This is a genomic window from Shewanella sp. GutCb, from assembly GCF_002836135.1.
In the GTDB taxonomy this organism is placed as follows: domain Bacteria; phylum Pseudomonadota; class Gammaproteobacteria; order Enterobacterales; family Shewanellaceae; genus Shewanella.
The window spans coordinates 66,196-89,133 of sequence record NZ_PJBL01000024.1 but is presented as its reverse complement, the minus strand read 5'-3'; the positions used below and the strand labels follow the sequence as shown (position 1 = coordinate 89,133).

The 22,938-nt window shown below is 44.3% G+C and carries 14 protein-coding genes; 6 read left to right on the top strand and 8 right to left on the bottom strand.

Translation table 11 applies throughout. The features are described 5' to 3' along the window. Positions 1–53: 53 nt before the first annotated feature. A complete protein-coding gene (gene hmpA, locus CXF86_RS14410; protein ID WP_101091563.1) occupies positions 54–1,256 on the top strand; it encodes an NO-inducible flavohemoprotein in 1,203 nt (400 codons plus the stop codon). Positions 1,257–1,386: 130 nt separating this feature from the next. Here hmpA and CXF86_RS14405 read toward each other — a convergent pair whose 3' ends face one another. The 3 genes from CXF86_RS14405 to nagB form a co-directional block, all read right to left on the bottom strand. Further along, positions 1,387–2,058 carry a nitroreductase family protein gene (locus CXF86_RS14405; protein WP_102039320.1) on the bottom strand — a complete coding sequence of 224 codons (672 nt, stop codon included), beginning with the start codon at positions 2,056–2,058 and terminating at the stop codon, positions 1,387–1,389. 160 nt (positions 2,059–2,218) lie between these two features. After that, on the bottom strand, positions 2,219–2,755 hold the full coding sequence (locus CXF86_RS14400) for an SRPBCC family protein (protein ID WP_102039319.1): 537 nt from the start codon (positions 2,753–2,755) through the stop codon (positions 2,219–2,221). Positions 2,756–2,996: 241 nt separating this feature from the next. After that, positions 2,997–3,788: a glucosamine-6-phosphate deaminase gene (gene nagB / locus CXF86_RS14395; protein WP_101091566.1), complete on the bottom strand. Its 792-nt coding sequence runs from the start codon at positions 3,786–3,788 to the stop codon at positions 2,997–2,999. A 467-nt stretch (positions 3,789–4,255) separates the two neighbouring features. On the opposite strand from nagB, the gene CXF86_RS14390 reads away from it, so the two are divergent. After that, positions 4,256–4,885 (top strand): pseudouridine synthase, encoded by a 630-nt coding sequence (locus CXF86_RS14390; protein WP_102039318.1) that lies wholly within the window; start codon positions 4,256–4,258, stop codon positions 4,883–4,885. 48 nt (positions 4,886–4,933) lie between these two features. Here the strand turns inward: CXF86_RS14390 and CXF86_RS14385 are convergent, their stop codons facing one another. After that, positions 4,934–7,498, bottom strand: a complete 2,565-nt coding sequence (locus tag CXF86_RS14385; RefSeq protein ID WP_102039317.1) for a putative bifunctional diguanylate cyclase/phosphodiesterase — start codon at positions 7,496–7,498, stop codon at positions 4,934–4,936. Positions 7,499–8,031: 533 nt separating this feature from the next. On the opposite strand from CXF86_RS14385, the gene CXF86_RS14380 reads away from it, so the two are divergent. Then, positions 8,032–9,108 (top strand): hypothetical protein, encoded by a 1,077-nt coding sequence (locus CXF86_RS14380; protein WP_102039316.1) that lies wholly within the window; start codon positions 8,032–8,034, stop codon positions 9,106–9,108. A 69-nt stretch (positions 9,109–9,177) separates the two neighbouring features. On the opposite strand, the gene CXF86_RS22775 is transcribed toward CXF86_RS14380, so the two are convergent. Then, positions 9,178–9,345 carry a hypothetical protein gene (locus CXF86_RS22775; protein ID WP_157822919.1) on the bottom strand — a complete coding sequence of 56 codons (168 nt, stop codon included), beginning with the start codon at positions 9,343–9,345 and terminating at the stop codon, positions 9,178–9,180. 690 nt (positions 9,346–10,035) lie between these two features. Between CXF86_RS22775 and CXF86_RS14375 the strand changes: the two genes are divergently transcribed. Then, complete coding sequence (locus CXF86_RS14375; protein ID WP_102039315.1) at positions 10,036–12,558, top strand: PKD domain-containing protein; 2,523 nt, start codon at positions 10,036–10,038, stop codon at positions 12,556–12,558. Positions 12,559–12,670: 112 nt separating this feature from the next. On the opposite strand, the gene lysS is transcribed toward CXF86_RS14375, so the two are convergent. Both lysS and prfB read right to left on the bottom strand, forming a co-directional pair. After that, positions 12,671–14,173: a lysine--tRNA ligase gene (gene lysS / locus CXF86_RS14370; RefSeq protein WP_102039314.1), complete on the bottom strand. Its 1,503-nt coding sequence runs from the start codon at positions 14,171–14,173 to the stop codon at positions 12,671–12,673. A gap of 12 nt (positions 14,174–14,185) precedes the next feature. After that, a protein-coding gene (gene prfB, locus CXF86_RS14365; RefSeq protein WP_180961075.1) for a peptide chain release factor 2 occupies positions 14,186–15,284 on the bottom strand; the annotation gives its coding sequence in 2 pieces (ribosomal slippage) (positions 14,186–15,208 and positions 15,210–15,284; 1,098 coding nt in all). A gap of 317 nt (positions 15,285–15,601) precedes the next feature. Between prfB and CXF86_RS14360 the strand changes: the two genes are divergently transcribed. Continuing rightward, entirely contained in the window at positions 15,602–16,603 is a 1,002-nt protein-coding gene (locus CXF86_RS14360; RefSeq protein ID WP_102039313.1) for a pentapeptide repeat-containing protein, read from the top strand. A gap of 761 nt (positions 16,604–17,364) precedes the next feature. Beyond that, positions 17,365–21,639: a formate dehydrogenase subunit alpha gene (fdhF, locus tag CXF86_RS14355; RefSeq protein ID WP_102039312.1), complete on the top strand. Its 4,275-nt coding sequence runs from the start codon at positions 17,365–17,367 to the stop codon at positions 21,637–21,639. Between the two features lie 100 nt (positions 21,640–21,739). On the opposite strand, the gene chrA is transcribed toward fdhF, so the two are convergent. Next, positions 21,740–22,921, bottom strand: a complete 1,182-nt coding sequence (gene chrA / locus CXF86_RS14350) for a chromate efflux transporter (RefSeq protein ID WP_101091575.1) — start codon at positions 22,919–22,921, stop codon at positions 21,740–21,742. Between the last annotated feature and the right edge of the window lie 17 nt (positions 22,922–22,938).

Genomic DNA, 22,938 nt, shown 5'->3' with positions numbered 1-22,938 from the left:
TGTTGCTAAGCCCGCATAGCAACTTATAAAGAACAATTATTAAGGATATTTAGATGTTATCTGAGAAACATATCAGCATAGTAAAAAGTACAGTTCCATTATTAGAATCAGCAGGAACAGCGATTACCGAACACTTTTATAAGCGCATGTTTGCCCATAATCCTGAGCTAAAAAACATCTTCAACATGAGCCATCAGCACTCTGGTGGACAGCCCGCGGCACTTTTTAATGCCGTAGCAGCCTATGCAAAGAATATTGATAACCTTGGCGCATTAAGCGGCGCGGTAGAGCGTATTGCCCACAAGCACACCAGTTTTAATATTCAACCTGAACACTACCCCATTGTCGGCCATCACCTACTTGAAACATTGCGTGAACTGGCGCCAGATGCCTTTACACCGGATGTAGAAGAGGCTTGGGGCGCTGCTTATGGCGTGTTAGCGGGCATCTTCATTGATAGAGAAGCAACGCTTTACCACAGAAGTGCCACTGAAGTGGGTGGTTGGCAAGGTGCTCGAAAATTTGAAGTAATCGAGAAAACGTCTGAATCAGAACTCGTCACCAGCTTTGTGCTCGCTCCAGAGGATGGCGAAGTGGTTATTGATTTTGAATCAGGTCAGTATCTTGGCGTTAGCGTGGCACCGATTAACCACGATTACCAAGAGATGCGTCAATACTCATTATCAGATAAACCAAACGGCAAGCAATACCGTATTTCGGTAAAGCGTGAAGCAATAGGCGTACCTGGCGTGGTCTCTAACTATCTGCATGACCATATCCATGTTGGCGATAGCGTTGATATTTACCCACCCGCTGGTGATTTCCACTATGAAGAGCGAGAGGCTCCTGTGGTACTGATTTCTGCTGGTGTCGGAGTCACTCCAATGCAATCTATGCTGGAGATGTTGGCCTCTAAATCGTTTGCAAAACCCGTGTTTTACCTGCATGCCTGCGAAGGTGTAGAGCAACATTCATTTAACCAACGAGTGGAAGCATTGGGTAAAAGTTTGGATCTACAGCATCACACTTGGTACCGCGATATTACTAAATCAAATGAAGTTGTGGCGGATAGCAACATCCATCAGGGCTTTATGAACTTTGCCACAGTTAGAGATTCATTGCCTATCGATAATGGCGATTACTACTTATGTGGCCCCGTTGCTTTTATGCAGTTTGCCAAGCAACAACTGCTTGAGCTCGGCGTAAAAAGTGATCGTATTCACTATGAAGTCTTCGGTCCTCACGCTTCGCTATAGCGCTGAGCATAGCAAGCCCTGCTCCTCCGATTAACAAAAATGGACGCGATTAAGCGTCCATTTTTTCCTAAACTGACTATCTCTGCCCCTCCACACTGCGGCAAAAACAACCGTGAAAGTTCTACAGTCCCTAGATGAAATCGCTGATATCTGCTAATGATTTCTTTTGCAGTGCGTGTTCTGGCACGGTTGCCTCTTCGCTTGGATACCCTGCAACAATCAGCATATAAGGTCGTTCATTTGAACTATCTCGGCCACACACTTTGCTTAAAAATGACATAGGTTTTGGGGTGTGCGTTAAAGTGCCTAAGCCTGCATGATGCAGTGCTTGGATCAAAAAACCGGTAGCGATGCCAACGGATTCATGAACGTAGTAATTGGTCTTCTGCTCGCCCTCTTCTTCAGTACGTTTTTTACTGAAGATAGCGATTAACCAAGGTGCATGTTCAAGGTAAGGTTTATCCGCATTGGTACCTAGCGGTTTAAGTGCATCTAACCACTCCTCCCCTGCTCTGCCCGCATAAAATGCCTGCTCTAACGCTTCGGCCTCATGACGTATTAGCGCCTTAATCTCAGGACTATTTATCGCCACAAAATGCCATGGTTGATGATTAGCACCATTGGGCGCGGTGCCCGCTGCCAAGATGCACTTTTCAATAATAGCTTTAGCTATGGGTCTATCAGAGAATTTGCGGATCGAATGACGCCGTTTCACCTCTGCATAATTTTTATCTGCTCGAGCAAGCATCTCTTGTTCTGAATATTCAATAAAATCCGTTAACGGATGATGAGCTTCTGTCATGTTATTTTCCCACTTTAAGTAACACGCCTTACTTTAACCGCACGTAAACATATCCAAATTAGTTAATTAGTTAATTAGTTAATTAGCTAGAAGTGACCATCTCCGTATAATGTTAAACCTGCAAATACAGACCCATACTTGGACTCCTTTCCAGCAAGCACTATTCTGCCTCAAGTACCTGCTTAAGCTGTACTAACCCTTGATTCAAATCGTTACCAATCATGGTTTCAAAATCCATAAACAAAAACAGCAAATTCATTGGATAATCTAAATGCCCATCAAAACCCCATTTTACTAAGGTCTGATCTGTGCTGATTGATTCGGTGGTCATAAAGGCCAAATCGGTCGATTCAAAAGGGGAGTAAAACCGCAATTCAAAATCAATACGCTTGCCTTCATCGATGCGCATAATCTCTTGCTCACCGACACCCACCTCCTCATTATCGCTCTCCCATCGAGACACAAAACCGACAGTTCCATCGGTGCCGAGATACCTCTTTGTCATATTGGGATCCATCTGTGCCCATACACTGAAGTTTTCTTGATTTTTAAGATACTTCACATAATTAAAGACTTCAGCAGTAGGCTTATCGATCGTTATATTCGTGATAACCGAATACTCTTTTTGGACAAATAGCGCGATGATAAACGGCAATGCTATCAGCACTAGAATCACGATTAAAATCTTCTTCAGCATAATTTATTACTCCAATTCCTTTAGATTTAGAGTATACAAATATTTAACATAATAGAAGTTATCACTCATTGTTTTTATACCATCAGCTATAAGCGGCTTTAACAACCAAAAAGGACAAGCAATTTGCAGTAGAGGCCAAGCTAAACTTGAAGAGAGTGAAAATAGAGTTGGTGAGATATGCTAGCCATAAAAAAGGACAAGCAATGCTTGTCCTTTTTTATACGTTATTGATTACTGATAGCTACAGGCCTAATCTTGCCATCAGCTTTTGATTTTCCGCTTCAATATGTTTGTAAAAGTCACAATCAGATAAACTTGATGCGGCCGCTTCGTCAATAACCAACACCACATCTTGGTGCATCTGCAGCGCAGAAGCCGGGCACGCGGCTGTTAATGGCCCTTCGACTGTTGCTTTAATCGCTTCAGCTTTGTTTGCGCCTGTTGCCAACAAGACTACTTTCTTGGCATCCATGATCGTACCAATCCCCATGGTTATCGATAGATGTGGTTGGTATTCATCGGCTTCAAAAAATCGAGCATTGTCGTCAATAGTCGCTTTTGTTAGCGTCTTTACCCGCGTTCTCGACATCAAACCAGATGACGGCTCATTAAAGCCGATATGGCCATTACGGCCTATCCCCAATAGCTGGATATCCACCCCACCAGCAGCGCTTATCTGTGCTTCATAGCCATGGCATGCGGTTATAGGATTCGCCGCATCACCAGGAGGAACATGGGTGTTAGTCTGATCAATATCAATATGATCAAATAGTTGCTGCTTCATAAAGTAGCGATAGCTTTGAGGGTGCGTACCCGCAAGACCTAAGTATTCATCAAGGTTAAAGGTGGTGGTATGTGCGAATGATATTTGCCCCGCTTTAGTCGCCTCGATTAACTGCTGATACAAGGATACTGGTGTAGAACCTGTGGCTAATCCCAACACTGAGTCTGATTTTTTGTGCAGTTGTTTAATAAAAATATTTGCGCCATATGCCGCTACCGCAGCACTGTCTTTTAATATTACGATTTGCATAAAATTGATCCAATGAAAGTGAGAAATTAGCAGCGCCAGTCGATCTGCACTCGCCTATATCGAGCATCACACACTCACTCTAGGTTAGCTATCGTACTGCCAGCTAAATATGTAACATAACTATAACCTCAAATGACAACGCTGTCATTAGCTATTGTGGCTTCAATTACTAAATGACCACTGCTCAACAATTGAATATGAACTTCTCTGATTGTAGAAGAGATTATCAATCGATTAAATCCCCATTGTATTAGCTATTGAGTCAATTCAGCACCGTTTAAGATTTTCAATTAAAAGCTCATTGTTCAACTCATGGTGACTCGCTCATAAGTTAATCCAAAGCAGGAGTGGCATGCTTGAGTCATCCCCGCTGAATCTTGCAGTGTCAATTGGCTTGGGAATAAAAGTTTACGTATAATCACCTTAAGTTCAGATTAACCCAATAAAGCCAACTAAGAGCGATATTAATGCCCTCAAGCACGCTAGACAAAATCGAGTTGAAAGAAGCGTCTGATAGCGCTCAGCACTTTAAAATATTTAAGCCATACGGTTTTTTGAGCCAATTTTTACCTGAAACACGTAAAAGCAAAAAGCTACTGGGTGAGCTATTTATTTTTCCCGAAAAAACCATGGCTATCGGCCGACTTGATCATGACTCAGAAGGCCTACTATTACTGACAACCGACGGTATGATGAGCCACTTGATCCGCAGTAAGAAAGTCGAAAAAGAGTATTATGTTCAGCTTGATGGCGATATATCTGCCAACGCGATATTAGCGCTGCAAAACGGTGTTGAAATTGGGGTAAATGGAGAGAAGTATCAAACGCTACCCTGTAAAGCGTTCAAGTTAGCAGAGGAACCGCAATTGCCTTTACGGGGCCGTAAGATCCGCGATCCAAGACACGGCCCAACGAGTTGGGTCTCGATTACATTATGTGAAGGTAAGAATCGCCAGATTAGAAAAATGACTGCCGCGGTAGGATTCGCCACACTGAGGCTGGTGAGGGTGAGAATTGGTGATATAGACATAGCGACAATGCAAGCTGGCGACGTGATCCCCTTGCTAGATTTTAGCGCCGTACTTAATCATTTATAATTAGTCACTTATAAGTGGCTGCTACAACTAATCGCTTATCATCAAACGTTAACACTCATCATTAGGTGAGTCGTTAATACAGCCCTCATTTACAAAAAAGTGATTAAGTTCTGCCGCCAGCTTTGGCTTACTGAATAAATAGCCTTGGGCTTCATCACAACCATAATCCGCTAAGAACTGCGCTTGTTCTACGGTCTCAACCCCTTCAGCAATCACTTTTAAGTTAAGTGAATGGCCCAAGGCAATAACCGCTTTGGCGATGGCGGTGTTATGGACATCATCAGGGATATCTCTCACAAAGCTTTGGTCTATTTTCAGTTTATTGATAGGCAGTTTTTTAAGGTAATTGAGGGACGAGTATCCGGTGCCAAAATCGTCAATCGATAACATAATCCCCATGTTCCCGAGCTTAACCAGATCGCGACCGACTGATTCAGGATCGGTCATCATGCAGCTTTCGGTCACTTCAAGCTCTAATCTATTTGCCGGTAAACCTGTGGCTTTGAGCACTTCAGCAACTTCGTTGACAAAATTACGCCGTTGCAATTGTTGCGCTGCTACGTTGACTGCAATGCGCACAAAATCTTTGCCCTCAGCGAGCCATCTCACACCTTGCTCACAAGCTTGTTGTAATACCCAGCGGCCAATCTCTTGGATCAAACCAATTTTTTCAGCGACTGGAATAAATATAGCCGGAGATATTCTGCCTAATACAGGATCTTCCCAACGCAATAATGCTTCAAAGCCACTTAGCTGCTGACTGCGACAATCAACTTTCGGTTGATACACCAAGTACAATGCGTCTTGAGACAGCGCATCATGTAGCGCACTTTGCAGTTTAAGGTGCGCTACCGACTCATAAGTTAAAGATTCGGTGTAAAAGGCGTAATTATTGCGACCATCGTGTTTAGCCCTGTGCATAGCAGCATCAGCATTAACCAAGAGCGTACTCGAATCGCGACCGTCTTGGGGATAGATAGCCACCCCCATACTGGCTGTCAACCGCACTGGTGCATTGTCACCCAGTAAAAACGGCCGTTCAAAAACGTGTTGTAGCGTACTGATCCTTAATGAAAGCATATCGCTACTTTCAATATTGGGGAGGATCACCGCGAACTCATCTCCCCCCAGCCGCGCAACAGTTGCTAAGCTACCTAAAGCAAGGCTTAAACGATGACTTAATTCGACCAACACCTCATCACCCATAAGGTGACCAAAGCTATCATTGATCTGCTTAAATAGGTCGACGTCGATGTAAACTACGCCTAACTGATATTCACTTCTATTTGCCAGTCTAATCTCTTGCTCCAACCGAGAGGTTACTGCCATACGATTAGGTAGTTTGGTTAGTGGGTCATGAAAGGCTAAATGGGCCAACTCCGCTTCGTTTTTTTTCTGTGTCGATAAGTCAGCAAAAACAGCAACGAAGTAACGGATTTGATGTTCATCACCGTACACGGCACTGATCGTCAATAATTGTGGAAAAACCGCACCATTTTTACGGCGATTCCATATTTCACCGTGCCATTTTCCAGTGTTTAACAGTGACTGCCATAGATTGTTAAAAAATGCTTTATCGTGACGACCAGAATTAAACATCTTCGGATTTTGACCGATTAACTCACTTTTCTCAAAGCCAGTAATATGAGTAAAAGCACCATGAGCATCGATAATATTGCCATCAACATCGGTGATCAACACCCCTTCCACAGAGTTTTCGAATACGCGAGCGGCAAGTTCTAGCTGATCTTGCGCCGCCTTATGCGACGAGATATTACGCGAGATACCAATGATGCCAGTCAGTTCTCCAGTATCAGCCACAATCGGCACTTTGGTCGTTTCTAACCATGATTCAACATCACCAATATCCAGACCTTGGCACTCTCCAGCCGTAATCTGTACACCTTTGGTAACCGATTCTTTATCGCCATCAACAAACTGTTTTGCTAATTGAGGATTAAATAATTCTTCGTCCGTATGATTAAGGATCTGCGCACGAGACATATCCCAAGCGACCTCGACACTATGGTTAACAATCACATAGCGTCCTTGGGGATTTTTCATCCATACATGTTCTTTCATCGTATCGATAAACTGCTGCAAGCTGACCTTTGTTACTGCTGTTTCAGCATCATCTTCTCGCTGGATACTTTTCCGGTAATGGCGATAAATGCTCAAGAGATCAAGCTCAAAACTATCAGCACATTGTTTTAGTAGTAGCCTTAAATCAGCTTTGTTTAGCGAGTGAGTATTTTGCTTTGCCGGTGTAGTAAGGCATAGGTAACCAAAGAGTGCTTGAGAAGGCCAATGGATTGCCACGCAGCAGCTTAAACCCGATTCAAATAAGCTATCATTGGATGCGGGTTGGGCGGTTTTAGTTGAAGTGTTTGAAAAAGAAGATGTTGATGACGCGTTATTGAGATCTGATGCAGCACAGATTTGACTGAGATGTTCTAAATTATCACGATCAATGCCTACCGCCGTAAAAGGCTCTAGGCAGTCATCTTGATTAACCTTCAATAGGCCAACTCCACAACAAGAAATGCGTGCCAGCATGTCAATGGACTTCCGCCACTGTGCTTGCTGAGTCGTAGAGATATTTATCACTATCATTCAACACTCCATCCAATTAATGCGAACCAACCAACGCACTAAAACTATAACCATATAACCTGCCACAATATCCTGTAAGGGCAAACATTTATAGTCCAAAAATCACTTATTTAACATTAATAGAATATTTCGTCTGAAGGGGCCTAAACCTCAAACAAACGAAAGATTATTAACTCGGCATAAGAGTAAAATTTACCGTCGCCACGTTACTGATAGGTTACTGATAGGTTACTGATAGGTTGCTGATAGTTAAATCTAAATATAACGAATATGCTTTTCATCAACATATTCAACTTTAAGCAACCAATAAGGACGATGCTAGTGCTCAAGCAGCTACAACAAGCTTAACCCGTTAACACTCAAGCTCAATGACGTCTCACATAAAAGTACCGCCAAGTCTGGGCAAGCGATAGCTCTCATCCACATCAATATGGATCAATTGAAGTCAGCCTAATAATCGGTCATTATGCACTCACAATGGACAGCTTTAGGGCATCATCAACTTAAGATGCCGAAAAATGGATCTTCACAATATGAAAAAACTCCTCTTTATCTTTTTAACCCTATGCTCTTTTGTGGCTCATGCTGGCTTTGACAGTAAAGAATCTATCTACGCGAACTTGCTCACCAGCCAGAACTTACAAAACGTGAAATTAGGGGCAAAAGCACTACACCATGATTTACCCGATAATGTTCAACTGTGGGACTTAGCGGCATTTACAATTTGGTCTATGAATCACAATGGTGATAAAGAAGATAAAGAATTTGACGACACTATCTCTTGGTTAGCCAAAGCTATCGGGGAAAGTAAAAATGGTCGATATCAACAATTACTCAACCAGCAACTAAAACTTGCCCAATCAAACAAGATAAAACGCTATTTTAAAAGCGCCATAAAAGCACTTAATAATACTGAGGTGCCGCAATTTATTGCCGCTGAATATACAGCACAAATCGCCCCCAGTAATCCCAAACATATTCGTGCCACTGCAGATAATTTTGAAAGAATTAGAACCGGTGACACCTTAGAAGTCGTATTGTCGCTACTAGGTAATCCTGATGGCGTAGGCCAGTATATTCGCAGCTATAGTCGCCCCTTTATTGGCCGCCAAACGTTTCAGAATTTGCGTCTGTCCTATATCAACTTTGGCTCTATGGAGCTGAGGTATGAGGACACTCACTGGATAGTTGATCTTAAATCTAAACAGACTAATGCCGACATTTCTGCTGTTACCGCAGAGTACCGCGACCTGTTATCTCGCCTTGTCAGCAACGATGTCACTCAAATACGCGCAGCGGCAAGAGAAGCTATTAAGTTACCGTTAACTGATCAGGCTTCGCTCGACCATATCGCGCAATACATTTGGGATAACCAAGGCACCCAAGATGGTCATTTTGCCGATTCTCTCGCTTGGCTGTGCAAGGTACTCAGCAACAGTAAAAATGGCCGCTATAAAGAGGTATTGGATACGCTGGCGCAGAAACCTATTCACAAGAAAATAACCCGTTATGCCGCCAAGACCGCGAAACAATTATCCAGCAGTACACCTGCTTTCACACCTGCAATAAAAACGCAAACTGCAAACACCGCACAAGACGCTAAGCTTTAAAAAAACATTCAAGACCTAGATATAAAAACCAGCCTTGTGGCTGGTTTTTATGTTTAGATAGCGCTTAAATTACTTAATAAAACAATACTTAACGCCACCGCGATACTCGCAGTAGCAATCGACTGGGTTCGCTGCACAGTAGCGCTGCTCATCTTGCATTGGATTGGCATTCACCGCAGCAACAAGTCCTAGACCTAGAGATAATGTTGTCAGTAATGCGAGTATTTTAGTTTTCATAATCATCCTTAATTAAGACCAACTGCAAACATCTAGCCTAGTCAATTTCATCGCGTCGAATAACGCGGTACAAAATAAGAATAAACGACTACACATCCGCCAAACAATAGCCTGAAAGGCTAATTTAGTTTCGAATATAGCGATCCATATTGTCCCCAGTCAATATTATTCACTGGCATAAGCAAGCCCAGCGGGGTTAATGGTCGACTAACAAGCTCAGCACTGGAGGAATCAAGATAACGACTTAGCAAGTGCAGAGAAGCGTTTAATATTCCCCCACGGATGGAAAATAAACGACAAGGTTGCCGATGGGGCTTAAGGATCATGCACCATGACAATGTAAAGCAAACACATTGGTTCTGAGTGGCTAATGCTATTGCTGATATTTATGCGTAGTCATCTCAAATGAGACGGTTACATGGCTATAAATTATTAACCAGTCTAATGGCCAATAGTAGGTGATATCACTATAGCGATAACGTCATTGAGTCATTATCTCTTTTTTAATAAAAATAAGATCAAGAAGTATTGATTTTTAGTTATAAAAATGTAAATTCGTTACGGTTATTTACACATAGTAACCTCAAGACACTGCATATTTATTGCAAGTGCTTAAAAAGGAATTCAAGCAATACCCAATCTTTATGTAGGCAATAGGTTTACCAATAAAAATTATTATAAAGGTAACGTATGTCTCAAAAAATATTAACTTCCTTGGCTGTATTTCCTCTTACATTAGCCTTAACGGCTTGCGGTGGCGGCGGAGATGAATCCGCACCCACTCCTCAGAACCAATTACCACAAATAGTCCCTATTACAGGGCTGACAATTAAAGAGGGGTTATCGCTCACTATCAACGCTAATGCTACCGATAGCGATGGCAGTATCGCCAGCTATCAATGGCAACAAACGGCGGGTATTACGGTGCAGATGGCCGATATCGATACTGCCAGTGTAAGCTTAACGATTCCCACTGTAGACGAAGATCAAACGGTGACATTCAAGCTTACGGTCACAGACAATGATGGAGCAACCACCTCAACTTCAGTCAATGTAAAACTGCTCAACAACTTAGCGCCAACGGTGAATATTGCAGCGCTGACTCAAGTTGATGAAGACAAAACTTACACTATTACAGCCACTGTAACGGATGAAGATGGTGATATAGCTGCGACACAGTGGCAGCAAGTATTAGGCAGCGCAGCGGTACTTTCTGGTGAAATGAGCGACACACTCACCATAAAAATGCCTAAGGTTGCGCAGACTGAAGCTGGGCAGCTTAAATTTGTCGCCACCGATGACAGTGGTGAAACCACTGAGTTACTGCTTGATTTCACTCTCAACAATACCCACCACAATATCGAGCTCTCAGGTAATGCCAATAACAATGGCGCTATCGTTAGCGATAGCAGTATTACATTAACCCTTAATGATCAGAGTTTTGTCACCACAACCGATGCCGATGGTAATTATGTGTTACCTGTTGATATCGATATATTACAGCAACAAGGTTCCTACAAATTAAGCGCCGATGTGGCTCAAAACCCACTAGTACGTACAGGTCTAATTGCCGAGTTACTGCAAAATATCAATCAAGCTGAGCCTACATCCAATAAAGCGACAGTGCAAAAAGTAGCTTCCCTGCAACAGGCTGCAGCAATAAACGGCAATGTACAGGCCGATCTCAACAGTTTAACCACCGCAGACTACCTGTATTTAATCACTCTTTTTGGTAATAGCGACTTTATTACTGATGCAAGCGTTGATGCAAAAGTGCTAGCCGCACGTTATAAAAATATCGACACTGAGTTGCTGTTAGAGATAGCAACAGCATTGAGTTATGCCGCGGATCAAAACCAAACAGTACCCACCAGCAATGGAATGGTAGGGCTGCAGGAATACTTAAGCGGTATTTATGCCGATGATGCCGGTAAAGCGCTGTTTGATTCGTTGTTAAGTCATCAAAAGCAACACACTGGCAATAAGACGAATGACTTCTTAGCCAATGGTAAAACCTATTACGCCACCTTAGCCAGCGCACCAGGTACCGTTAGATTAGGGCTTCCATTTAACTTATCCTACACGTTTGCTGAGGACGGCCTTTTCACACAACAGAATCTTGACGAAATCACCACAGCGAGTTGGTCAGTTGATGGGAGTGGCATTGTAGTTGATACCTCATCTTGGTCAACCCAAGTTCAGTCTAATTGGATAGAAGGGATCCAAGATCCAGCCACTTGTACCTATACACCGATAAGTAAACGTTTTGAGATGATAAAAGGCCGCTTTAAAGGTGTGCAACAAGCTGTCGAAATCTTTAAGCGTCATCGAGTGTGCGTAGATAGAGATAATGGCGCTGAGGTTGCCAACGAAATCATCGATGAAGAGATGTATTTCACTGCCTTTAATATCGATGACGTAGAAGCTTGGCAAGAGAAAGATCTACTGGGGCAAGCTATTGTATTTGAACACTACTCTGATAGCGCGTTGGCATTAAATCGTCTGCAAAACACATTACCTGCAATGACCTATCAGTTCGATGATAATGGCAGCGGTTCGGTGTTGGAAGATAACGCTAATTTCACTTGGCTTATCGATGCTGATGGCGTGTTAACAATGAGCTTTAGCGACTACAGCATCCGCTGGTTAAAGCTGTTTGATGATCGCTCTGATCGTAAAGGTGGCGCATCGGTATTTGCCCTGTATGAAAAAGGCGAAATCAATGTACAGTACACTAATATGGCGACGACACTATCAGCATCGAGCTGGCAAGCCAGTGATTTCGTGGGTAACTGGGATCATGGTTTTAGCAGCAGTCAGCCCAAATATGATGTAATGGGTTACGGGATCAAATGGGAGCTGTTAGCCGACGGTAGTGCGAACCTAAAAGCAACCTCTGTAGATGGCAGCATTTTGTACAAAACAACGCCCCTGCATTGGTATATGGAGAACAACCAAGTGGTTCTATACCGTTCACTTGAATGGTTAAATGGCAACCCAACCAGTAGTAATTGCGATCCTCGTAGCGATAGTAACTGCTTCTATCGTCAGTACAGAAGTTGGCAGTTATTAGGTCAACATGGTAATCGCTATTACGTGCTTGAGTCTCTCTATGACAATGGTAATCCTTGGCAAGATGGTCCATTAGCACTAGAAGATATTGCTGTGCATCACCGTACTAATTTTTATCAGCCATTCAAAAAAGGGCAGTAAACTTAAAATAGGCTTCAAACATTGAGCTTTTAAGCCTTTTAAAGCATAAAAAAACCAGCCTGAAGGCTGGTTTTTTGTTTTACTCAAAGAGTAAAAAGTTTGCTACTAACGATTAAGCTTCAGGGCGCATCGCTGGGAACAAGATCACGTCACGAATAGTGTGCGTGTTAGTAAACAGCATAACCAAACGGTCGATACCGATACCTTGACCTGCAGTTGGTGGTAAGCCGTGCTCTAGTGCGCGGATATAATCTGCGTCGTAGAACATTGCTTCGTCATCGCCTGCATCTTTCGCGTCAACTTGCGCTTTAAAGCGGCTGTCTTGGTCTTCTGCATCGTTAAGCTCAGAGAAACCGTTAGCCACTTCACGGCCACCGATAAAGAACTCAAAACGGTCGGTGATGAAATGGTTTTCATCGTTACGACGTGCAAGCGGTGAGATATCAGCAGGGTAGCCAGTAATGAACGTAGGTTGCATTAACTGAGTTTCAGCTGTTTCACCAAAGATCTCTTCAAGTAGCTGACCACAAGTCCAGAACTTCTCGATTTTCATGCCAAGGCTCAGAGCCAATTTACGCATAAACTCAACGTCTTTAACTTCTTCATAAGTCATAGACTGAATCGTTTCGTTGTCTGGGTTGTACTTCTTAATCGCATCCAACATGCTCAAACGAGCATATGGGCCACCGAAATCAACAGTATGCTCACCGTACGGAAGTTGTGGAGAACCACAAAGTTCAGTCGCGATAGAACTTAGCATCTCTTCAGTAAGATCCATTAGATCGTTGAAGTCAGCGTAAGCCATGTAGAATTCCATCATAGTGAATTCTGGGTTATGACGTGGAGACAGACCTTCGTTACGGAAGTTACGGTTAACTTCGAATACACGCTCAAAACCACCAACCACTAGACGCTTAAGGTATAGCTCAGGTGCGATTCGCAAGTACATCGCCATATCTAGTGCATTATGGTGAGTTTCAAACGGACGTGCAGTAGCGCCACCAGGAATGCTGTGCATCATTGGTGTTTCTACTTCCATGAACTCTTTTTTAATCATAAAGTTACGGATAGAAGAAACCACTTTAGAACGCATAATGAAAGCATTACGTGATTCTTCGTTAACGATTAAGTCAACGTAGCGCTGGCGGTAGCGTGTTTCTTGGTCTGACAATCCGTGGAACTTTTCAGGCAGTGGACGCAGTGCTTTAGTTAGCAACTGGTACTGTTCCATGTTCACGTAAAGATCGCCTTTACCTGAAAGGTGTAGCTTACCAGTGACACCTATGATGTCGCCGATGTCTAAACCTTGGAACGTCGCTTTAAGATCTTTTTGAACATCTTTACCTGCATAGGCTTGGATGCGGCCAGAGACATCTTGGATAACCAAGAATGGGCCACGCTTAGCCATAACACGGCCAGCAATTGAACGCTGAATGTCCATGCCTTCAAGCTCTTCTTTGGTATAACTACCATATTCAGCTTGAATATCTGCCGCTTTATGTTTTCGATCGAAGTTGTTCGGGTGACCGTTTGCTGGGCAGTTCGCGCGAATGTGATCTAACTTGGCTCGGCGTTCCGCAATTAACTTGTTCTCATCTTGTGTTTGTTCAGTCATCTTCTTCTCTCGTTAAAGGCCAGATTTAAGGCTAGCTTCAATAAACTTGTCCAGATCGCCATCTAAAACGCTCTGGGTATTTCGGTTTTCAACACCGGTACGTAGATCTTTAATACGTGCATCATCGAGCACGTATGAGCGGATCTGACTGCCCCAACCAATATCTGATTTGGCATCTTCGGCGGCTTGCTTATCAGCGTTTTGTCTGAGCATTTCTAGCTCATACAATTTCGCTTTTAACTGTTTCATCGCAGCATCACGGTTCTTATGCTGCGAACGGTCATTCTGACACTGCACGACAGTGTTAGTGGGCACGTGAGTAATACGAATCGCTGATTCAGTCTTATTCACGTGCTGACCACCCGCACCCGAGGCGCGGTAGGTATCAATTCTGAGATCCGATGGATTGATATCAATCTCAATCGAGTCATCAAGCTCTGGATAAACAAATACCGAGCAAAAAGAGGTGTGACGCTTACCTGATGAATCAAACGGTGACTTACGCACTAGACGGTGTACGCCAGTTTCAGTACGCAGTGAACCAAAGGCATACTCGCCGGTAAACTTAATGGTGGCGCCTTTAATACCGGCAACATCACCATCAGTCACTTCAATCAGTTCAGGTTTATAGTCGTGAGCATCGCCCCAACGCAAGAACATACGCAGCACCATATTGGCCCAATCTTGCGCCTCAGTTCCGCCAGAACCTGACTGAATATCTAAGTAACTGTTTGATATATCGTGTGGACCTGAGAACATGCGGCGGAATTCGAGTTCCTCTAACCGTTTCTCAAGATCATCTAATTCTGTACTGGCATCATTGAAGGTGTCTTCATCGTCCTCTTCAATGGCAAGTTCTAGCAATCCTTGAATATCTTCTAGACCGCTATCCATATCGTCGATAGTTTTAACTATCGCTTCAAGCGACGCACGCTCTTTGCCTAGCGCCTGAGCATTTTCTGGATTATTCCAAACTTCCGCGTTCTCAAGTTCTCTGCTTACTTCTTCTAGACGCTCACTTTTAGCATCGTAGTCAAAGATACCCCCGAAGAAGGTCGGTACGGTCAGCGAGCTCCTTGATTTTGAATTTAACTGGATTTACTTCAAACATGATTTAATCAACTTTTTAATTAATTTTACTGACGACAGATAACAGCAGAAAGAATCCGCGTCTATCGTCTCAATTATCAATAGATACACAGCCGACTATTTTAACCCATGCATGGGTTGAAACCTAGCTGCAAAAGCAATCAAAACCGCAATTTTATTCAACATTTTAAACTTAGGTGACATAAAGCCACTTTCAGCCCTCTATTCTGCCATTTAACAACAACGAGCAAAATAAGAAAACGGTGAATTCATTTGCAAAATCTGCAAATAAACCACTCCATTACTATAATAAAAATACCGTTAAAGATTGAGGCGATTATGCCATTGATCCAGCCATCACATGAACAAGCTCTGACATGTCGCTATCATGAAGACAACGTCCATATTTGCCACGAACCTGCCGGTGATTCGGGGTTATGTTATTGGCATGATCCTAAATTTATTAAGAATAGGCCTGAAGATATTCAACTGCTTGAACTGTATGCAAACCGCGGTGGTCAACTCAGGGGCATCAGTCTCAACCACGCTAAACTCGCCGGAATTGACTTAGTACGTCACCATCAAAAAATCGGCTATGACCTTAGTAACGCCGAACTCTATCGCGCCGATTTAAGCGGCGGGCACCTGTTCAACATAAACTTCAGTAACGCCAGCTTGATGAAAGCAGACCTGCGGGAAGCCAATCTGCATTGCGCTAATCTTAGTGGCTGTAATTTACTCGGCATAAAATGGGTCGGAGCTAAGATAGAAAATATGCAAGCAGGCAACGTCTTACGCCAAGAAAAGCTGGCTAGTGTGGCGGAGCAAAATGGCCATAAAGAGCAAGCATTGGACTACTTTCAACAAGCTGAAGAGATCTATCGCGATCTACGAAAAGCCGCTGAACGTGAAGGCCTGTTCGCCATGTCTGGCAAATACATTCGTAAAGAACTCACCATGCGTCGCCACCAAATGCCTAAGCGTTGCCTTAAACGCTTTCTTTCAAAAGCAATTGACCTATTCTGTGGCTATGGCGAAGCCCCTTTAAGAGTCATTGTCTTCTCGCTTGCACTGATCCTTTTCAGCGCTATCCTTTATTTTTTCACAGGTCTAAACTTTGATGGTGAGATACATCAGTTTAATTTAAATAATAGCTTTTACAGTAACTTAATTGTTTTCCTTAACTGCGTATATTACTCGGTAGTGACCTTTACCACCCTCGGTTATGGCGACTTTACTCCGATTGGCATTTCCCGCGCCATTGCCGCTTTCGAAGCCTTTACCGGCAGCTTTACTATCGCGTTATTCGTAGTGGTATTTGTAAAAAAGATGACCCGCTAAGGAAGACAAGAACAGCCTTCTTGTTCGAGTCTTTATTATAATTGGTGAAGCACCACTGCGTTGAGCAAGCACAGCTTCATTAGCTCAAAAGGCTAATGCGCAGCTAACAAACTTTGGGACAAAAGTGCGTTACCTTCAGGCAAAGGCGGTTCCAATGACCAGCGGTCGGCGTATCCGCAGATACTTCCGTGACACGCTACAAGTCCATCCTTGGAAGCTCGGCCATGACATCCATGTAATGGACGGTCACGGCCGCATCTACACTGGTTTCTAAAAGCGCAAACTCTCGGTATCTAAGTTTTTAAATTTGAAAACCCAACTCTAGAAACCTACCTCTTTACTAACAAATAACACCAATTTTCCCCGTTGGAAATTTTGCTTTTTAAATTTCGCCGGGGCGCTGAGGGATTACCAAGGGGCGCAAGCGCTTTGTCCCTTGGTTCGGGGGTGGGCGAAGCGCCAAGACTTACCTCGGCCGTAAGGCCGCATAAGCAGCCAAGTCAAACACAAACCCTACCTAGCTCACACTTACAAACCTACACCCACAGGTTAGTGCACATTTCCATCAGCCTTTGTGAATTCACTAGCAAATACAGCAGAAAAATAAGCGCCAATTTCTGCGTAAAAAAAGTGCGAGGGTATACTCAAAAGCATCAAGTATCGTCGAGTCCATACTCAGAGCGCGCACTTTGACAATCGAGGCTTAGCGTCTCAATAAAATGTCGAAAGCTGTGAACCTCAATAACTAAAAGGCCCTTGCGATGAAACAAATACGTATTGATGGCATAACCCTTACTGCCAATCAACAAGATACCCTACTCGATGTAGCGCTTAACGCTAATATCGCGATCCCCAATTTGTGTAAAAGCCCTGCAAGCTCACTGGTCACCAACACTAAGCAGCACTGTAATCTCTGCCATGTTGAACTTAAAAATGCAGATGGCAAGCTCAACACCGTTCGCGCCTGTGAAACCAAAGTCGCTGATATTGACTCACAATATATTGACGTTATCACTCAATCAGCCGCACTCAGTAAACAGCGTAAAGCCGCGTTACACACCATATTATCTGACCACTTTGCCGACTGCGAAGCACCATGCCAAACCGCTTGTCCTGCGGGGGTCGATGTACAATCTTACCTGCACCACATAGCACAAGGCGACCACCGCGAAGCGGTTAAAGTGATTAAGCAAACGCTGCCACTTCCTTTGTCGATTGGTCGTGTCTGCCCCGCTTTTTGCGAAACAGAATGTCGACGTGGTCTGGTTGACGAACCCGTGGCTATTCGACAGCTAAAACGTCACGCAGCGGATCTGGACATTGAAGGTGATGCCCCTTACGTGCCCCCTAAAAAGCCGGCCACCGACAAAAAAGTCGCCATTATAGGCAGTGGCCCAGCGGGAATATCAGCAGGTTATTACTTGTCGAATAATGGCCATGATGTCACGGTATTCGAGTCCATGCCGCAAGCTGGAGGTTGGTTAAGATACGGCATTCCAGAGTATCGTTTACCTAAAGCCATTCTGGATAAAGAGATTGATCTGTTATGCAAAAATGGTCTGGATATTCAGACTAATGTTCGCTTGGGTCGAGATATTCATTTAAACGGTTTACTGGCCGATTTTGATGCCGTTTGTCTGGCAATTGGTGCGCAAAAAGCCGTGCCAATGAACTATCCCGGTATCGAACTCGATGGGTGTTATTTAGGCGTTGACTACCTTAAAGATTATTGCACTGAGAAGGCCTATAAAACAGGCCAGAAAGTGGCCGTTATTGGCGGCGGTAATACCGCCATCGATTGCGCTCGCACGGCAAAACGTGATGGCGCAGATGTGACCTTAATCTATCGTCGTACTCGCGATGAGATGCCAGCAGAGCCTTATGAAATTCATGAAGCTGAGCAAGAAGGCATTAAGTTTCATTTCTTAACCAATCCAATTGAAAACCATAGCGATGATGCTGGCCGAGTTAGTCAGGTCACATTCGAAATAATGGCACTCGGTGATGCCGATGCTTCGGGTCGTCGGTCGCCAAAACCCACAGGTGACACCTTTGTTGAAGCCTTTGATACCGTGATCCCTGCGGTTTCGCAAACACCAGACATGAGCTTTTTAAATCATCCAGACAGCAAATTAGCGACCGGTGAAGTGGCGCTGACTCGATGGAATACATTTGAAGGCTGTGAACATACGATGTCTGCTGGGCTTTCCGCAGGACTCGATAAACTGTTTGTCATTGGGGATTCTCGAACAGGACCCGCCACTGCCGTTGCTGCTGTTGCCGATGGCAGAAAAGCTGCCGATGCCATTGAAAAACTGCTGACACAAGGGCTGACTTGTGAGCTTGATAAACAGCTATTTAACTCCAGCAAAGCCGCCAAAACGAGCCAATTAGCCACGCTTGGCACCGATGCGCTTTACCCCGATACAGAGCAGCAATTACGCAGTAAAATGCCAGAGCTTGCAAAGCTACAACGCGCGCTTAATTTCAGCGAAGTAGAACTCGGTTTTGCTCCCGATGAAGCGATGAAAGAGGCGGCTCGTTGTCTTGAGTGTGCTTGTCAGGTCAACACCGACTGTAAACTGCGAGATTACGCCACCGAATACAAGGTCAAGGCAGTAGAGCTCGATAGTCAAAATGCCCAGCATTTTAGTGTCGATACCAGCGCACCCTTTATCACTTTCGATGCCAACCGCTGTATTAGCTGCGGCGCCTGTGTTGAAACCTGTAAAGGAGCCAGTGGTCACAATGCTATCTGTTTTGAAAAAGACCATTACCACGCACTCCCCTTTTCTACGGACACAGCCCAGCGCAATGCTCCGAGAGTGGGCTTTAGCGCCACCATGAATGACAGTGATTGCGTACAATGTGGTAACTGTGTGCAAGTTTGCCCAACGGGTGCTCTGGTCGATTCTCGCGATAAGACGCAGGGATTAACCGCTGAGCTTAAGCAACCATTGGAAACGGTCTCAACTATTTGTACCTATTGTGGTATTGGTTGCCGTGTTGAGATGCATGTCGATAAACAAAAGAATCAAATTCGCCACATCAATGGCGATAAAAACTCCCCCGTCAACGCTGGTATGCTTTGCGTTAAGGGCCGTTTTGGTTTTGACTTTGTCAACAGTGACAAGCGCCTAACAACGCCACTTATTCGTAAAAGTGGCGTGCTAACACCAGCCAGCTGGCAAGAAGCGATTACGCATATTGGTAATCAATTTAGCAAAATTAAAGCCGTGTATGGGGCAAAATCAATAGCGGGTTTGTCATCGGCCAAGGCCACCAACGAAGACAATTTTCTATTCCAGAAACTGTTTCGCAGCGTTATTGGTAACAACAATATCGATCACTGCGCTCGACTTTGCCATGCATCAACAGTTACGGCGCTCCGCGAAAGCATAGGCAGCGGTGCCATGACCAATGACATTCCCAGCATTAAAGATTCGGATCTAATATTTATCATTGGATCCGACACTGAAAGTGCTCATCCCATTATTGCTTCACATATTAAGCTGGCAATAAAGGATCATGGTGCACGCTTAATCGTTGCCGACCCTAAGAGAGTCTCAATCGCTGATAAAGCCCAGCTTTATGTTGCGCAAAAGCCAGGCACAGATGTGATGCTGTTGAATGCAATTATGCAGCAGATTATCAAGAATGATTGGCATGATTTAGACTATATTCAACAGCGTGTAGATGGCTTTAGCGACCTTTTTGATGAAGTGATGAGCGATGACTATAGCCCTGAAAATACTGCAATAATCACCGGGGTAAAAGCAGAAGATATCGTTGAAATTGCTCGTCTCATTGGCACCGCTAAAAAAACCGCCATTTACTATGCGATGGGGATTACCCAACATACTTCTGGCCATGACAATGTCACAGCAATCTCTAACTTACAGTTACTTTGCGGCAATATAGGGATGAAAGGCGCTGGTATAAACCCTCTGCGTGGCCAAAGTAATGTACAGGGCGCTTGCGATATGGGCGCGTTGCCTAATTACTTTAGTGGTTATCAAAAACTGGATGACCCGTTAGTCCAAATGCGCTTTAGAAAAGCTTGGGGCAAAGACGATCTGCCATCAGAGATAGGAGTGTCGGCCACCGAGATGATGCAGGGGTTGACCCATGGTTCACTCAAAGCCCTATATGTCATGGGTGAAAACCCAGTACTGAGTGACCCAGACCAAAAACATGTACTTGCAGGTTTAAAGGCCTCAGAGTTCATCGTAGTACAAGATATTTTCTTAACCGAGACTGCCGAGCTTGCTGATGTGGTATTGCCTGCCGCTGCGTTTGCAGAAAAGCTAGGGCACTTTACCAATACCGAACGCCGAGTGCAGCAGCTACTCCCAGCGGTGACTCCTCCTGGAGAGGCCAAGAACGACTGGGAGATAATTCAACTTATTGCCAAACAAATGGGTGAAGACTGGCATTATCAAACAGAAAGACAGATCTGGCATGAGATAACCGAAGTCACGCCGCAGTATCGTGGTATTACTTGGAAAATGATCGACAGTGAAACGGCCAATGGTCGCCAAGGATTGCAGTGGCCTTGCCCAGCTGAAGGTCACCCAGGAACGCCAATACTGCATAACAAGCAGTTTACCCATGGCAAAGGCCAGATGCGCCCAGTGCAATATAGACTCCCGGCTGAAATGCCGTGCGCTGAATACCCACTGATACTGTCTACAGGGCGCTTACTCGAGCAGTTCCATACCGGCACACTCACCCGTAAAACCCCGGGGCTTAATGAGCTTGGCAAGCCCAGAGTGATGATCTCGGTATTTGACGCAGAGCAACTGCAAATACACAACGGCGACAGACTTAAGTTGTCGACCCGGCGTGGTGAGATTGAGATAGATGCGTTTGTGACTAAACGTGCGCAAGCCGGTGTTATCTTCTTGCCATTTCATTTTGCAGAGTCCGCAGCCAATAAACTCACTATTAATGCCTTAGATCCCGTTGCCAAGATCCCAGAATTAAAAGTGTGCGCTGTAAAAGTTGAAAAGGTGATGGTAGTCGAATCAGCCTAGGGGCTGATATCGCCACTGAGCGATTACTGATATCAAAAAGCCGCAGAGAATATCTGCGGCTTTTTAGTAGCACGATGAACGCTTACGTTATCATTTAACGTTAAGTGATGACCGCAGAAATTAAGCCACCAGAAATTGCAAAACCCGCCACCAGAATAAAGATGTTGGGCTTGAATATTTTAAACAGACCAAAACCTAATATCACCAGTGCCATATCCAATGGCGACAGTACAGCACTGCTAAAGATTGGGTTATAGAGGGCCGCTAACAAGAACCCCACCACACACGCATTAACTCCGGCGATAGCCCCCGTTATCTTAGGTCGACTACTAATCGCATGCCAGCTTTTAAGCGCGACTAACATCAACAAAAATCCAGGTAGGAAAATCGCTAAAGTCGCCACGAGTGCACCAACTAACGGTTGCGACACCCAAATTTCAGCACCGAGAAAGGCCGCCAACGCAAACATAGGTCCAGGGACTGCTTGTGCCAAGGCATAACCCGTTAGAAACTGATCGTTATTGATGGTGTCACCAATACTCGATTGCAGTAAAGGCAAGACCACATGCCCGCCACCAAACACCATGCTACCCACTTGATAAAACTGACTGAATAACTCGGTAAGATTGCTAATTCCTGCTTGCGTAGATAGGCCTATTGCCACTAAAGATGCGATCAGCAAACCCGCGAAAAGACTCAACCAAAAGAAATTCAGCTGCACAGGTGCTTGTACTGGAGGATGTGTATCGCTGTCGTCAGTCGCTGAGAGGTAATACCGGCCAATAATGGCAGCGATTACCAATAGTGAAAATTGAATCAGCATTGCAGGTTGCAGTAAAATCACCACGCAACTAAATACCATCAATAACTTCGCTTGTTTACGTTGGCAAAATTGCTTAAACATAATCAAGATGGCATCAGCCACCACCACCACGGCCAACAACTTAAGGCCATGTATCACGCCTTGAGCCATTGAATAGTCCAGCCATTGACTGCTGGTTACCGCTAATAAGAAAAGTAAAATAAACGACGGCAGCGTGAAACCTAAAAAAGCAGCAAGGCCGCCTAATAAGCCGCCTCTATGATAACCAATAGCAAAACCAACCTGGCTCGAACCTGGGCCAGGCATAAACTGGCTTAGCGCCACCAGACTGGCATAGTGCTTATCATCAAGCCATTGCAGCTCCTGCACAAATGTCTGTCTAAAATAGCCTATATGAGCCGCTGGCCCGCCAAACGAGATTAAACCAAGAGAAAAAAATCGAATAAATATCTGTAGCATGGTCAACTTCCAAAGTG

What these genes read in the sequence shown, in the direction of transcription:
- hmpA (WP_101091563.1), top strand. Translation starts at nt 54, where the DNA reads ATGTTATCTGAGAAACATATCAGCATAGTAAAAAGTACAGTTCCATTA.
- CXF86_RS14405 (WP_102039320.1), bottom strand. Translation starts at nt 2,058, where the DNA reads ATGACAGAAGCTCATCATCCGTTAACGGATTTTATTGAATATTCAGAA.
- CXF86_RS14400 (WP_102039319.1), bottom strand. Translation starts at nt 2,755, where the DNA reads ATGCTGAAGAAGATTTTAATCGTGATTCTAGTGCTGATAGCATTGCCG.
- nagB (WP_101091566.1), bottom strand. Translation starts at nt 3,788, where the DNA reads ATGCAAATCGTAATATTAAAAGACAGTGCTGCGGTAGCGGCATATGGC.
- CXF86_RS14390 (WP_102039318.1), top strand. Translation starts at nt 4,256, where the DNA reads ATGCCCTCAAGCACGCTAGACAAAATCGAGTTGAAAGAAGCGTCTGAT.
- CXF86_RS14385 (WP_102039317.1), bottom strand. Translation starts at nt 7,498, where the DNA reads ATGATAGTGATAAATATCTCTACGACTCAGCAAGCACAGTGGCGGAAG.
- CXF86_RS14380 (WP_102039316.1), top strand. Translation starts at nt 8,032, where the DNA reads ATGAAAAAACTCCTCTTTATCTTTTTAACCCTATGCTCTTTTGTGGCT.
- CXF86_RS22775 (WP_157822919.1), bottom strand. Translation starts at nt 9,345, where the DNA reads ATGAAAACTAAAATACTCGCATTACTGACAACATTATCTCTAGGTCTA.
- CXF86_RS14375 (WP_102039315.1), top strand. Translation starts at nt 10,036, where the DNA reads ATGTCTCAAAAAATATTAACTTCCTTGGCTGTATTTCCTCTTACATTA.
- lysS (WP_102039314.1), bottom strand. Translation starts at nt 14,173, where the DNA reads ATGACTGAACAAACACAAGATGAGAACAAGTTAATTGCGGAACGCCGA.
- CXF86_RS14360 (WP_102039313.1), top strand. Translation starts at nt 15,602, where the DNA reads ATGCCATTGATCCAGCCATCACATGAACAAGCTCTGACATGTCGCTAT.
- fdhF (WP_102039312.1), top strand. Translation starts at nt 17,365, where the DNA reads ATGAAACAAATACGTATTGATGGCATAACCCTTACTGCCAATCAACAA.
- chrA (WP_101091575.1), bottom strand. Translation starts at nt 22,921, where the DNA reads ATGCTACAGATATTTATTCGATTTTTTTCTCTTGGTTTAATCTCGTTT.